11 protein-coding genes are annotated in these 15589 nt (G+C 40.8%); 4 read left to right on the plus strand and 7 right to left on the minus strand.

Annotated elements, in window-relative coordinates; all coding sequences use genetic code 11:
- Positions 1-44: 44 nt before the first annotated feature.
- Entirely contained in the window at positions 45-641 is a 597-nt protein-coding gene (locus H6763_02265) for a hypothetical protein (GenBank protein ID MCB9803631.1), read from the plus strand.
- On the opposite strand, the gene H6763_02270 is transcribed toward H6763_02265, so the two are convergent.
- From H6763_02270 to H6763_02280, 3 genes are all read right to left on the minus strand, one after another.
- Positions 631-1140 (minus strand): DUF456 domain-containing protein, encoded by a 510-nt coding sequence (locus tag H6763_02270; GenBank protein MCB9803632.1) that lies wholly within the window; start codon positions 1138-1140, stop codon positions 631-633. The two genes, H6763_02265 and H6763_02270, sit on opposite strands and share 11 nt — an antisense overlap.
- Positions 1137-2351, minus strand: coding sequence for a glycosyltransferase family 4 protein (locus H6763_02275; protein ID MCB9803633.1), 1215 nt, complete (start codon positions 2349-2351; stop codon positions 1137-1139). The genes H6763_02270 and H6763_02275 overlap by 4 nt, the downstream gene beginning before the upstream one ends.
- Before the next feature lie 64 nt (positions 2352-2415).
- A complete protein-coding gene (locus tag H6763_02280) occupies positions 2416-6177 on the minus strand; it encodes a S8 family serine peptidase (protein ID MCB9803634.1) in 3762 nt (1253 codons plus the stop codon).
- 152 nt (positions 6178-6329) lie between these two features.
- Here H6763_02280 and glmS point away from each other — a divergent pair, with 152 nt between their 5' ends.
- A complete protein-coding gene (glmS, locus tag H6763_02285) occupies positions 6330-8099 on the plus strand; it encodes a glutamine--fructose-6-phosphate transaminase (isomerizing) (protein ID MCB9803635.1) in 1770 nt (589 codons plus the stop codon).
- 170 nt (positions 8100-8269) lie between these two features.
- On the opposite strand, the gene H6763_02290 is transcribed toward glmS, so the two are convergent.
- Both H6763_02290 and H6763_02295 read right to left on the minus strand, forming a co-directional pair.
- Entirely contained in the window at positions 8270-8701 is a 432-nt protein-coding gene (locus H6763_02290; GenBank protein ID MCB9803636.1) for a vitamin K epoxide reductase family protein, read from the minus strand.
- A 5-nt stretch (positions 8702-8706) separates the two neighbouring features.
- Positions 8707-9489 (minus strand): DsbA family protein, encoded by a 783-nt coding sequence (locus H6763_02295; protein MCB9803637.1) that lies wholly within the window; start codon positions 9487-9489, stop codon positions 8707-8709.
- Between the two features lie 79 nt (positions 9490-9568).
- Between H6763_02295 and H6763_02300 the strand changes: the two genes are divergently transcribed.
- Positions 9569-12595, plus strand: coding sequence for an FtsX-like permease family protein (locus H6763_02300; GenBank protein ID MCB9803638.1), 3027 nt, complete (start codon positions 9569-9571; stop codon positions 12593-12595).
- A gap of 25 nt (positions 12596-12620) precedes the next feature.
- Positions 12621-13346 carry an ABC transporter ATP-binding protein gene (locus tag H6763_02305; protein ID MCB9803639.1) on the plus strand — a complete coding sequence of 242 codons (726 nt, stop codon included), beginning with the start codon at positions 12621-12623 and terminating at the stop codon, positions 13344-13346.
- A 122-nt stretch (positions 13347-13468) separates the two neighbouring features.
- Here H6763_02305 and H6763_02310 read toward each other — a convergent pair whose 3' ends face one another.
- Together H6763_02310 and H6763_02315 are read right to left on the minus strand one after the other, a co-directional pair.
- Entirely contained in the window at positions 13469-14503 is a 1035-nt protein-coding gene (locus H6763_02310; GenBank protein MCB9803640.1) for a hypothetical protein, read from the minus strand.
- Between the two features lie 24 nt (positions 14504-14527).
- A complete protein-coding gene (locus H6763_02315) occupies positions 14528-15499 on the minus strand; it encodes a calcium/sodium antiporter (protein ID MCB9803641.1) in 972 nt (323 codons plus the stop codon).
- Positions 15500-15589: the final 90 nt, after the last annotated feature.

Consider the following 15589-nt stretch of genomic DNA (forward strand, 5'->3'; position numbering starts at 1 on the left):
AACATACTTTTACTATAATCTTGAGCTGTTTCTTGATATGCATTTTGAGCTTGATATGGTACTTCCAATTTCGAAAAGGTTCTAAGATCCAATATATCGGACAGTTACCGAAAGTTCACAGTGCGTTCATCTTTGAGAATTCGGTCTATATCAATTCTGATCTTGTATATAAATGGTCTGATGGTAACTTGAGTGTCGAATCAGATGGTTCAGATCTGACCTATGGAGTGTATGAAAATAAACTGGTGCTTTGTACTTGGAGAAACCACAAGATCCTCAACAGAAATGAGATCGCAACTGATGTCGTTATCCGTGACAGAGAGGGAGTTATGTATAAAGAATTTGGTTTGAATCAGACTGTCGCGATAACATACTGTACAGAAAATGGGCTCATCCTGAAAGATAGTTATGAAAATTCTCCAGAACGCGTATACCGCTTACAATTCAATGATAAATTTGAGGATACTTTAGGTGTGAGATCTGTAAGCCGCGCGGTGTATCAGGTTGTTGCTAAAGAGATTGCTGATCTTGTCAGAATACCAATACCGGTAGATACATTGGAGATCTTTGAGATAGCCGATGAGGGGTATGTTATTCAGGAGGTGACGGGGGAGGTTTGGCTCTATCCCGCTAACCTATAAGCATAGACAACCAGATAATCGAGATCAGCACACCCATACCAAATTTCAACAGAATTGATAAAAGAAAACCTAGGAAAGTGCCAAAACCTGCTTTCATTGCACTTTTTGTATCCTTTTTTGCAAATATCACCTCAAATATGGATGCCCCGATAAATGGTCCAAGTATCAAACCAAATATATTACCAACGAAGAGTCCTATCATAGCACCGATGACAGCTCCCACCATTGACCATCTGCTACCACCAGTATATTTTGCACCTAGTATGACCAAGAGGTTATCTGCCAAAGATGAGATCAGTGCTAGTATAGTAAAAAGAATCAGTATACCCGGTCCTATCTGTTCAAAGCCAGTATAGATCGCAGAGATCAGGATTCCGATCAGAACCAACCAAACCCCGGGTAAACCTACTAGAGTGATAAGTAAACCCGCAATGACCAAAGTACCTATCAATAACCAGATCAGTACTGTAAAAAGTGTGATAAGTGCTGTTTCTATCATTTTGAGTACACTTTCTTTCCTACTTGATCTAAAACTTTCAGAGTTTCTACCGCTGTATTCTCCCAAGTAAATTGCTGTGCTCGTTTTCTTGCCGCATTAACCTTATCTGCCACGAGCTTCTTTTCAGTATGTGCGATGAAAAGTGCTTTGGCAGCATCGTCCGGGTCTGTTCCATCAACTAAGAATCCTGTATCACCTACGACCTCAGGATAGCTAGTTCCATTGTGAGCAATGACAGGAACACCAGCACTCATTGCCTCTGCTACAGCGATCCCAAATCCCTCAAAAAGTGAAAGGTGTATAAAAGCTATTGCATTATGTAATATTGAGTACTTATGCTGATCAGAGTAAAAACCTGTAAACTTCACCTTACTATTCAATCCCAATTCTGTCACCAACTCGCGTAATCGTAACGACTCTGGCATGTTCAAGTGTGTAAAGATCTTTCCGGCAATTATCAGATATGGTGCATTTTCAACAGATATCGAACGTTCATCATTTAATATATGCAGATATTGGGCGTATGCTCTGATCACGTTTTCAGAATTCTTATTCATCTGGATACCTCCACCCATATAAAGGATATACCCCTTTTCAGACCAATCCTTTGGAAAAGCTTTGTCAAAGTCCGGTGCTTCAACCTCATCAATATCAAGCCCTAACATGATGGCATGAACATCGCTCTCATCGTAGTTAGGATAATATGACATGTAATCTAAGGCTGTGTTTTCTGAGCATGCAATGATCGCTTTAGCCCTTTGCGTTCGGTCCATGTGATACCAGAACTCCGATTTGCGAATTGTGTTAAATATTCCTCCCCTATTTGAATAGTAATTGAATTCTGGCATTGCAAAATCTAATACTGCTACAACAGTCGGTACGATATCTACAGGGAATCCAGAGAGAAAATGAGGAGAGAAGAACAGAGGAGAATCAATATCCTTGATGATCTTTCTAACTGCCGGAGCGAGATGTAACCAGTAGTTAAACAACCCATCAATAACTCCAGGTCGCCTCCCTATCCTTTGGACATCTATCTTATCAGCTTTCACTCCGCTCAGATCAAGACTACTATCACCATCATATAGTAGGATAGTTATTTGAGGAGCATTAGGAGCAAGGATCAAACTGCGAGTGATGTTCTTGGTATACTGTCCTATTCCAGAAAATTCTTTTGTCTGTGTGGCAGTAGCATCAATGATTAGGTGCATAGGGTATTTTACCATGCTGAGAGGGAATTACTATCTCTTTTAGATATGATCTCTCACCCCTGTATTACTGCACTATCCCAGCATACTCATTGAATGAGCCTTGATAGCTCACTCTTTGGGTCGTATACACATTTACATTTGAAGTAATCACCACAGGACCATCTTTAATATTCGGATAAGCCGGAGTGATACGTCCTCCAGGAGGGATAGAATAACTTTGATTTACTACATTGCCGATCTTGATATTTACAGTTGCGGTAGTTGTAGTTGAAGGGTTTCCGATCAAGATCCATGCTAAACGATCGGGTCTGCTTGTATCATACCAAGTGAAATAAAATTGTTTTGATAATGTATTTGACGCGATACCTGGGTATTCATTGAACGAACCCTCGTAACTTACCCTTTGGGTTGTATACACATTGATATCACTTGTCACCACAACTGGACCATTTTGGATACCATTCCATTCTGGTGTAACTTTACCTCCTGGAGGTATTGAGAAGTTCTGATTTACACTATTTCCGATCTTAACATTTACATATGCAGATTGAGATGACGAAGGATTTCCTATCAGAATCCAAGCCAGACGGTTCGACCTGATCGTGTCATACCATGTGAAGTAGTACTTGTTCGTAAGTGAACTGGAGGGGATCCCTGCATACTCATTAAATGAATTTTCATAATTTACTCTTTGAGTTGTGTACACATTGATATTAGAAGTGACAACAACAGGGCCGTTTTTTATCCCTGTGAAGCTTGGTGTGATCCTTCCCCCTGCAGGAATTGTGTAGTTCTGATTTATCTGATTGCCTATCTTCACATTTACTGAAGCGGTTTGTGTCGTCGATGGATTCCCGATCAGGATCCAAGCTTGGCGATTGGACCTACTCGTATCATACCAAGTAAAGTAATATTTATTTGTAAGTGATGCTGAGTCAATAGCTGCAAATTCATTAAAACTACCACTAAAGGATACTCTCTGGCTTGCATAGAAATCCTTACTTGATGAAATCTCTACTGGTCCAGTTTGAATGCCTGTCCAGCTCGGTGTCACTTTTCCTCCAGCAGGTACTGTATAGTTTGAATTCACCACACTACCGATCTTTATATTTGCAGTTAACGAAGATGTAGTTGATGGATTACCAATAAGTATCCAAGCTAATCGATCACTATATTTCGTATCATACCATGTGAAGTATTTCGTATATGTCGTTTCTACAGGTGGTGGAGGTGGTTCAACCGGTGGATCTTCTACATTCTGTTCTCTACCTAAAGCAGCCTCGATATCAAGTAATCCATATCCAAATTGGATATCAAAACCTGCATCGCCAAGATCAATCGCGGAATTTCGTAAAGCTGCCGAGATCTCGTCTACACTAGCAGTTGGTGTATCTGACCATAAAAGTGCAGCAGCAGCAGCAACCTGAGGAGCAGCAAAACTTGTTCCGTAACCAGTACCAGGAGATGAAGTTGAAGAGAAACTCTGGAATAGATTTGGGTTTGTTTCGTCAGAACAGGTATTGGGGGTGGTACCGCTACAGGTATACCTAATAGATGAAGCTCCAGCGCCGGTTGTATCTCCAGCGGGAGCGACAATGTCGATCACGCTACCATAATTTGAGTATTCGGCACGATTATTTAAGTTGTCAGTAGCTCCAACAACAAAAGCATCTGGTGCATTTGCAGGAAAATATAGGGATGCGTCATCATTCTCGTTCCCTGCAGCGACAATTGTAAGTACACCTGCATTTTTAGCATTTGTTATTGCTGTTTCCACGCCGAAATCTTGACCCTGTCCTCCTAAACTCATATTCAGGATCTTTGCTCCATTAGATACAGCATAATTGATAGCATCAATTATAGTTGTAGTAAGAGCGATAACCCGACTATCGTACAAAGGATATGAGCAGGTGGGATCAGGAAGTCCACTCGGTGTCTCACATAGGGAGGTATCATTCTGGGAAAATACTTTTATTGGCATGATCGATACATTGTGAGCTATACCTACCACACGATTTGGAGAAGCGTCTGATGTATCTGCAGCGATTATCCCTGTCACAAAAGTTCCGTGTCCGTGATCATCGTTTGCATGGTCTATCTTTGTTATCTCTGTTGCATTACATGGTGTAGCACCTACAACTTGTCTAAGGGTATTACATACATAATCTTGCCATGAGTCATATGGCGATACAAAATTCACATTCGACAACTCAGGATTTGCACGATAAACTCTATCGTAACCTTCATTGAATATCGAATTTGGAGTAGAGGTTGCTGGGATCTCCTGTGGATAGATCGGGTCAGAACCTACATATTCGATACTGTAAGATCCACCAGCATCATAATCAAAATCTTCATACGCAACACCAGTATCAATAACTGCAACTATCACAGAAGGATCACCGCCACAGCTATTATCTGATATACACCCCCCGAGATCGCTCCAAACTTCCGGCAACATAACTTTCTGAAAGTTCCAATGAACAGTGGGGTCGTAGTCGGATGGAACTGCTCTAGTAGGATCGGTATTGTTCCATGATCGGAGTCTGTATATATAATTTGGTTGGATCACACTTTTACCTTCGATCGTATTGATCTCTTGAATTACTTGATTCGCAATGCTCTGATCAACTAACGCGGTATCAATCTTCGAATCATTGTTTGAATCAAAAACTTCAGCACCTGCTTTCTCAAGAACATTGCCTAAAACTGCCGATTCACCTGTCACGATAAGTTGTACCTCTCCATTGATCTTCAAAACCTCTTTGCCATTTATCGGATCGTCAATGATCTCGTCAAAATCTCCCCTCAGTGCATTTAACTGTGTTTCGACATCATTTGTGAGATCGTTAAATGAACTTGAATCCATGACATTATGGAATTCGATACGGTCATTGGACAAACTATTAACATCTGCCAAAACTTTAAGTGTACCGATCAAGACATCTCCGATCAATTCAGCATAGTTATCTGATACTTCTACAACGATAGAGATCCTATCACCCGTACCGACATTTTGTAGTCCTGTGACGCCATTTCCTCCAGTCCTTCCCTCATAGAGGACTGCATCTTCTGTCAATATATAATTGTATGCAATATCCCCCCATGTTTCGTCGATAGCACAGGCAACAGGTGCATAACCTTCTGTATATCTACATTTGTTTGATTGCATATCATATAGCGTCCGAACTCGATCGACCGAACGAGCTTCTCCGATCCGTGGCATTGGGAAAATATCTATACCCTTGATATCCTGGATCTCCGCCGGTTCACTCACCTCACCGCCTATCCAAACATCCCTTGCGATCACTTGGACACCGTTCTCAGTTAGAAACTTAGTGTCTGAATACCCCTTATTGTCAGATGCCCCTAAGACCAATCCCTGATCCATACCCTCCAATGACATTGCTAGTAAGCCACTTTTCATAAAGTTGATCTCTGGCATAGGGGTGCCTTCTGGTCTGTAAAGAGTGATCTTGTCGATATCTGGTCCTATCAAGATGTTCTCCGAACTCTTATTGACAGGACTATCACCGATCACAGAGGGCTGAACCCCAAACTTGCTTATAACTTCGATATCGCCTTGTGACATCGAGATCATCATGCTACTCAGTTGATCACCCACAAGATACATTGCATTTGCGCCATCTTCAGGGATGAAAGTGAAAGTATCATAGTCTAACGATGGTTCGATGGATCGTTCGGTAGTCACCCCAAAGAAAAGTTCTGGGTCATCCTCCACCAAGTAAGTTGTGATGAAGAAAGCTATGGGTACAGCAACCCATACTAATAATGTTGTTGTATATTTTCGTAAGTCAGATAGCATTTATAAATAATAACCGATTGCGACGAGAAAACAAAGTGATCCAAACTTATAACTTCACATGAGAAGCAAATTCAATTATAAAGTATAGGAATTTCTAGTATGAAAATGTCTTTTAAATATTCGATGTAAATAATTTGTGGATCTTAAAAATTATGTGTGGAATATTTGGTTATATCGGAAAGGGACCTGCTGCAAATAACATTCGTGAAGGCCTTAAGAGATTAGAATATCGTGGATATGACTCATGGGGTATAGCTGTATTAGAGGATGGGAACATTCAAGTCCAGAAGCAGGTAGGTACGATCTCTAAGGTAGATAGCGAAAAGCTGTCTTCAAAAGCTGTTATCGGTGTAGGGCATACACGATGGGCAACTCATGGAGGAGTCACAGAGATCAATGCACATCCTCATATCTCAACTGACGGAAGCTTTACGCTTGCCCAAAATGGGATAGTTGAAAATTACCAAGAGTTAAAAAAAGACCTTATAAATAAAGGGTACGAATTCAGATCCCAAACAGATACTGAGGTCATCGTCAGATTGGTAGAGGAGAAATTACGCACCGAAAAAGATCTTGTGACAGCAACTCGTTTGGCTTTTAATCTACTCGAGGGCAGGAACACAATTATCTTGCTGGATCGAAACGAGAACAGGATAATCGCCATCCGAAATGGCTCACCACTTGTCATTGGTATTCATGGCAATGAATATTATCTTGCATCTGACACGCTGTCTTTTGCGGATAAGACCAACAACATAGTTCAGATGAAAAATCTTGAGATGGTTGTTGCTCATCCAACAGGAATCAAGAAATTTGATGCGGTAACAGGAAAAGAGGTCGAGGTGATCATAGAGGAAGTGGACATTGAGGACAGTAAGATCGACAAAGAAGGTTTTCAACATTTCATGTTAAAGGAAATTGTAGAACAGCAAGATTCCATCATCAATGCGGTACAATATACAGATGAAGAATTGCAACCTCTACTAGATGCTATCAGACAGGCAGAGACTGTCTATACTATCGGTGCAGGTACGGCTTCTTTCAGTGCAGGACAGATCGCTTGGGCACTCCGCAATATCGCTGAGATCAAGGCTATTGATCTGAAGTCTTATGAGATATCGGGTTACCGAAATCTCTTTTCTGAGAAAGATATTGTTATCGTTGTAAGTCAAAGTGGAGAAACAGCAGACACTATAGAAGCTGTTGAGATCGCCAAAGAACATGGAGTAAAGATTGTTAGTATAGTAAATATGCTTGGCTCTACGATCAGCAGGATATCCGATCTAGCCTATTACTCCCGATCTGGTCCCGAGATATGTGTAGCCTCCACAAAAGCCTTCACCGCACAGGTAGCTTGGGGCACACTCGTAGCATCAGCATTAGTTGGAAGATCTGGAGAGTATAAGAAAGAGATACGACAACTAAGTAGCAACCTCAAAGATCAATTCACCGAAGATACTTTTGATCAATACCGAGATCTAGCCAAAAAGCTAAAGAAAAAAGAGCATTTCTTTGTACTAGGTCGTGATTCTAACTATTATATTGCACTTGAAGGAGCATTGAAGATAAAGGAGATCACTTACAAACACTTTGAAGGTTTTGCTGCAGGTGAATTGAAACACGGAGTGATCGCTCTGATCGACAAAGATACTCCTGTATTTATCATCACACCTACTGGAGAACAGAAAGCGGATCTACTTTCTGCGGCAGCTGAGGTAAAAGCTCGTGGGGCTAATGTAATCGGTATCGGTGTTGAATCAAACGAATTATTTGATGTACATCTCAAAACCAATAACATCGGGTCGACCGATCCCATATCAAATGTTATACCATTTCAGTTGATCGCATATTTCCTTGGAGTTGAATTAGGTACTGATCCCGATAGACCACGAAATCTAGCAAAAAGTGTGACGGTAAAGTAGTTAATGCCAGTTTAACAACCAACAACAGGAAACGAACAAGAAATCTTCCGGATTCGTCCGATAGAGTTGATATGATGTCATAATCATCTTGAGTGATGTATTAGAGCTATAAAGATCAAACTGATCCTATATTGCACGAAACATTTACAAGATAGGGACATTTTCTATTCTCAGACTTTATCTCTGCGATAACCTAGATATTGTACGATACATATCAAAACTATCACTAATGCACTTCCCCAGCACCAAATACAAATATCTCCGATCACAAAGAATTCTAAATATCTCAGATATAATGTATATGCCACACCAAAGACCAGAACAGAGAACATCAGTTTATCAAGCAATCTGTCAGATATATTCATCCTGAGATAGGCAAGGAGGATGATCAACCCATAAAATGCGAATCCATATGCAGAAACCGGAACCCCGAACATTTTTCCATATTCACCGGAAATTACTGATTCACATCCTGTAAAACATACAACGCCTGTTGCTGTGACTGTGGCATTCCAGAGATAGAGACTGATGAATGCACCAACAGGCGCCAAGAGCAGTGTAGCTGAATCAGCCTGATATTTGTTTATAGATAGGCTTTTCATAATATTTATTGGGCTAAATATTCTTCTATGATCTTTTGGAATTCAGAAAATGGATATGCCCCTGCTATCAATTTCCCAGATACAGTTCCATCATCACTCAATCGACCGATTATAAAACCGGGTGTTCCATTCACACCAGATGCTAGACCATCTGCTTCATCTGCATCGATCTCATCAAAATATCTCTCTGAATCGAAACAGGATGCAAATTCATCCACATTTAGATCCAGATCACCTGCCCACTTCACATAGCTTTCTTTTGATGCTGATGAAACGGCGTTCGTAAATAGGATATCATGATATTCGAAATACACCTCATCACCACCCTGTTCTCTTGCACAATTCGCAGCTAACGCAGCCGGTTTAGCTTGAGGATGAAACCCTAATGGATAATCCCTAAAAACATAGATCACTTCACCTGTATCAATATACTGATCTACGATCTGATAGTAGGTATCGGAAAAGTGACGTTGACAGTATGGACATTCAAAATCTGAGAATTCAATTATCGCAACCTTCGCAGAATCAACATCACCATTTATTGGATCGTCATCGATAGATCCGACTGTATCAGTAAACTGTACCTGCTCGGTAGGTTCTGGTACATCTGCTACACCTTGTACAGAGGGCTGTGTAGGTGAAGCGACATCACCGTTAGATCTGTATGAAAGAAAGAGTGTCCCACCGATCAGAGTACCTGCAACCAAGATGGCCATAGGGGTAAGAAGTTTATTAAGATCAATAGTAAACAAGATCTCATCCTTTGGATCAACTTTTGTTGGAGGCATGCAAATCTAGTGAAAAATAAACTTGAACAGTAATGAAATATTACCATGTATAGACAACCCATGCTACAATCACCCTGCGATGAAACCTCAACTAGATCTACCTACAGTAGCGATAATTCTTACAGTACTAAGCTTCTTGCTTACTGTCTTTTCGATCACCAGAAATCGCATTCTCTGGTCTATGGGATTGCGAAATGCATTCAAAAGAAAATCTACAACCCTCCTACTGATAATCGGATCTCTTGTCGGTACAGCACTTATCACCGGATCACAGGTGATAAACGACTCCTTCCAATATACTTCTCGCTCAGCATTAGAAGACTCTCTCGGAGAAGTGGATGCAACGGTCAGATCACAAATTCCTACTGGCTTCAATCGTGCTGAGTTGAATCGATTAGAAAAAGAATTACGTAAATTAGATTCTGTGGATGATGTAGCCGATCTGAATGTTTACGAAGTATCTCTACAGAAAGTAGTCAACGGAGAGAAACTTAGCCTAAAAAGCAATGTCAAACTCTCAGCAGCTAATTGGGAGATATTGAACAATTTTGGTGATGATCCATCTCTTAATGAGGCGATCAGAGAACCAGAGAGTGGCAAAGCCTATATCACCCAAGATCTTGCGCGATCATTAGATATCAAGAAAGGCGATCTGCTGTCTGTATATGTTACAGGTAGTGAACTACAGGTCGAGGTTCAGGAATTGATCAAAGGGTCAGGGGTCACAGGTCCTTCACAGGCTGGTCATCTGATCGTTAATAAGCACGATATTCAGATGTTACTAAACCTTCTACCTGATTCGGCAAATACATTATATGTATCCCATGTAGGAGGAATACTACCTGACGACTCTTATGATCCTGACCAATTCACAAGTGAGATCGAAGATGCCGTAGTTGATGCAAACCTACGCGAAGGTAGTTACGAGGTCATTGAGCAGAAAGATACTTTACAGCAGAGAGTCACAGGCAATGGTACAGACGTGATATTTACTGCAATGAGTATTTTTGGAGCATTTGCTGGTGCATTGTTGATAGTAAACATTTTCCTTATGCTTGCAGAAGAAAGAAAATCTGAGATGGGGATATTGCGAGCTATTGGACTTAGCCGTGCAGATCTGATCAAAGCATTTTTATATGAAGGGATGATCTATGCTTCTTTATCATCATTGGCAGGGATGGTTGTAGGTATTGGGATCGGTTACCTGATCGTGATGATCATCTCACAGATCTTAGGACAATTCCTTTCGATTTTTGGCGTAAATGCACAGATCTTATTTGACGTGACAACTAACAGTCTTCTTGTATCTTTCTCTGCGGGTTTCTTGTTCACTTTCATCACGACACTAATGGCTAGTTACTTTATAAGTAATGTAAATATCGTTTCAGCGATCCGTGACATCCCTGAAGAGAAGTTAGAGACGAAATTTAAATCACTGATCAGATGGTCTTATCGGATGATTTTAGTAATTATTGGTGTAACGATGTATTCCTATGCCGGGAAACTCCAAGAAAATGCATCCGAAGGTATGAATATTGAAGGTTCACTTCAATACATGGGAATAATCCTCACGATCATCGGTGCGATGTTGCTCATTACAAGGATGATCCAACAAATATCTCATTCACGAACAGAACGACTACTAAACCGACTGATCGTCAGTATCAGCAGTCTATCTATCACGATCTATTCACTGTATGTAACATCAAACGATACATACGTAGAGAGCTTACAGGAAAATCCCGTGTTCTTCTTCTTTGTGGGACTAGGTATCGTTATCGGAAGTGTTGTATTTGTTTCGTACAACCTCGGGATACTCACATTCTTCATACAATTCATATTTCGACCTATGCGAAGGTTCATTGCCACCGTCACAGTCGCTGTAAAATACCCTGCATTTAGACCGACTAGGACGGGGATCACCTTAACTATCTATGCTGTGATACTGTTTCTCATTACATTCATCAGTATCCAACGAAGCTCACTCGACCTAGCACTTGAGCGAGGTAAGGACTCTGTACTTGGTTCATACGATGGGATCGTACTTATAACAACTCCTGAAAATATTGGTTCCGTGGAAACAGTATTAAAAAACGATCCAAACACCGTCCTTGTGATCACTGGAAAAACTGTAAAGGCTGTCTTTCCTGATGAGCAGGTACAGTCCTTGTCCATGGAGATGGGGCCTCCAATACTAGGAGATGAGATAACTTCATATGTTGAGAATTTATATCTAGCATCAGACGAATATCTTGGATCGACACAGTTCAAATTCGGCGAAACCTATCAGAACATCACAGATGACCAAGTTTGGGAGAAAATGAAGAATGAACCTGATGATTGGGTAATTCTTAGTGGGAAATACGGTATCGATCTACCTTTCTTCCCTAAATGGCAGGTTGGTGACAAGATCTCTTTTGTAATACCCCCTTCAGAACAGAAGATCACACGCACGGTCTTAGCAAAGGTTGATTCTGAATTCGGAAGTAGACTTCCATACGGTGACATTGTCTTATCTGCAAAAGGATTCCCTATCAGTACAGAGGAACTGGGTGGCTCATCAGATACGATACTATTCAGCTTGATCGAAAATGTTGACCCAGCATCATATGCATCAATAAAGGATGAGATCGCAAAAGAAGGGGAGTTCAATCTCGTCATTGCCGAAGAAGTCATCACGACATTTCAAGCATTTATCAAACAGTTCATCTATCTTATGCAAGGATTTCTTAGCTTTGCATTATTAGTAGGTTTAGCTGGGCTTAGTATTATCATGCTCAGGTCTGTAAATGAACGTCGTCAGCAGATCGGTATGCTTCGAAGTTTAGGCTTTAGCAGGGGTATGATCCTAAATGCTTTTCTGATCGAGTCAAGTTTGATCGGATTGGCTGGTATAACAATAGGTTCTGTCACAGGACTCATTGGTGGCAACACACTTATTACAACGGTTACAGGGGATTTTGAAGGCTTTGAGGTAAATCTTCCATATATGGAAACATTCTTGATCGGTTTAGTTATCTATATAGGGACAGTTATTTTTACAGCATGGCCTGCGATCAAGGCTGCCAGATTGCATCCTGTAGAAGCAACTAATTACCCAGAATGATCATATAAACTTTATTTAGGAAATTATGAAAAAACAGAAAAAGACCAGAAATAATAGTACAAAAAAGAAGCGAATATTCACCCTGAGAACTACCGATCTCTGGAAGATATACAATGAAGGCGACGATAATGAAGTAAACGCACTGCGTGGTGTATCTATAGAGATAGAAAAAGGCGAGGTAGTAGCAATAATGGGTGAATCCGGTTCTGGAAAGACTACCCTACTCAACTGCGCTTCGGGTATAGATATTCCCACAAGAGGTGATGTATTTATCGCAGGTAAGAACATAGCAAATATGAAAGACAGTGTGCGGACTAAATATCGTGCTGAAAAGATGGGTTTTGTTTTTCAAACCTTTAATCTCATACCGGTTCTTTCATCCTTGGAGAATGTCGAATTGCCACTACTGATCACCAGACGAGAACCGAAAAGCTCCCGAATAAGGGCAAAGGAATTACTTGATCTAGTCGGATTGGGTGATAGATTGGATCATAAACCCTCTGAGCTTTCTGGTGGGCAACGTCAAAGAGTGACGATCGCTCGTGCCTTGGTCAACGAACCAGAGGTTATATGGGCTGATGAACCTACGGGAAATCTTGATACTAAAACCGCTGATCAGATCATGGAACTCCTGATGGAGATCAATCGAAAGATGGGAACTACTATCGTCATGGTGACACATTCAAATCAGATAGCGAAGTTTGCACAAAGAAAGATACTGATGGATAGTGGTGCTATTGTATCTAGGTAAATGACTCGAAACTGAAGAAGTATATGTATGCCTGTTGCACTATATTCGGTACCGTATCTGCACGATCAAAGCTCTAAGCTTTGTAGTCTGTAAAACTGATGAACAAAGTTGGGGTATTATTATCACATTGGCTGAAATCGAACAGGGATCTCTAGCAAAATATTCCCCTCATCATATATTCTCCAGTTCCCAAAACTGCTTTCTAACCCCGCAATACTACCGATGACTATTGCGGTATCTATCTTTCCATCCTCGACAGGCAGAACGTACTCACCTATCTCATTGCCTATCTCACCTGTGAGTACCAATCTCAAAGGTCCCTCATATTCCGTAGTCCCACGAAAGATGACTGTTGTGTCATTGCTGATCTGATCGCGGATAGGACCGATCATTGAGATCTTGGGGGCACTTGAGATGGCGAATCTTATAGGTATCTTGAGTGTGAGGTCTGAATCAACTCCCTCAGAGATCGGAAATACTAAGATGTATCCTTCTGTTGTGCTAGGTGAATTTTGTAAGTTTATCGGAGTTGTCCAAGAACGAAGATCTGGTTCGATCCCTGTTAATCCTCCGGTGCTTTCCCCAAGACGGATACCACGATCATCATAAACTTCTATTTTCACAGCTAGAAACGATGCTGTAGCACTACCTGTTGCGACAAATTTACCAGTAAGCATCTCTCCTTGTGTAGGTTCGATTAACTCAATGGTCCTTGGAGCATTGAAATTAGGGAGGTCATCATCTGCAAATGGTTGGATGGCAACTATTTGACGGGGAGTTACAGACGGATCGTGTATGAATTTGAGTAGAGGATTTTCTAAATACCCAAAGTAGACCAAAATAGAAACAAATGCCGATATAGAAAGAATCATCATAAAATATACGAGGAGAAAGTCTTTCCAAGTTCTGATACCCTGTTTTTGACTCTTAAAAACATACGTCTCCTTTGGGTTAAAGTCTTCTTCTAATCCTAACTCCTTTAACTCCCTCTTTCTCTTTGCCGTGCGATCGACCTTATCGATCAGTTCCAGAATCGATTCTTTGGTAGAACCGATCACGCCGTTGTATGATTGGTCAGAGGCTGTTTCGACTACATATGATGATGTGGGATCGAACTTTGATCTATTCTTTTTTTTCTGTTTATCTTTGGTTTCCATTATATGTATTAATAACTGTAGGTCTTATATTGCTACAGCAGAAGTAATAACCTGCCCAAGAAAGAACAGGTAAAAAATTAGAAGAAGCAAACCTTCCCATTGTGTTATCTGTCGCTCTTGTGTGATAAAAAAATACAAAAGCCCCGTCGCAACAAGTATCGGTGCTATCAAATAATATGTCTCATGCGAGACGGTAACATCTCCAAGAAGTGCCGGTATCCCTATAGCTCCAAAAAGATTGAAGATACTAGATCCCATGATATTTCCCACCACAACCTCTCTTAATCCTTTCTTCAGTGAAGTAAGGATTATCATAAGCTCTGGGAGAGATGTTCCCAATGAAAATGCTGTTATAGCTATCATATCTGAAGGTACTCCTAACATAGTCGAAATATCAACTATTGAATCAACAACATACTTCGATGCTAGAACTAGTAAAACTATACCTAGTGCTATCTTCACAAAGGTCATCGCCCCAAGCTGTTCCTTACGTGATCGATGTTTTGCTTCTATCTCAAGCCTTTGATGAGCAGAAGTGCTGCTGGATCTCACATGGATAGCGTAGAGAATGTACACAACAAGTCCAAATATCATTAGCAAAGACTCATACTTTGAGATCGATCCATCCTGTGCACTGAGAACTACAAGAAATGTTGCACCTATGAAGATCGGAAGGTCGACATGAAGGAGATCGTATTTTACCGAAAGGTTCTTTGCTACGATCGCGGCTAAACCGAGTATCAAGAGTATATTAGTAAGATTGCTACCTACCGCACTACCGAAAACCACCTGCGAATTACCACTTATCGAGGCGTAGATGGCTGATGAGATCTCAGGAAGTGAAGTGCCAAAAGACACTACAGTCACACCCAATACAAAACTCGGGATCCCTAAATGACGACCTATCTGCTCTGATGATCCAATAAAAATATCCGCCGCTTTTACAAGTGCAGCCATGCTTAATATGAAAAGTGCTATAGGCAGTAATGGTTCCATGGTTACAATAATGATCTACAAAGGCTCTCCTTAAATATTAACAGATAGTAATACGATATTACAGCAATTTGGCGCAGAACATACCAGATC

Source organism: Candidatus Nomurabacteria bacterium (assembly GCA_020632395.1).
Lineage (GTDB): Bacteria > Patescibacteriota > Dojkabacteria > SC72 > JAHDCA01 > JACKFQ01.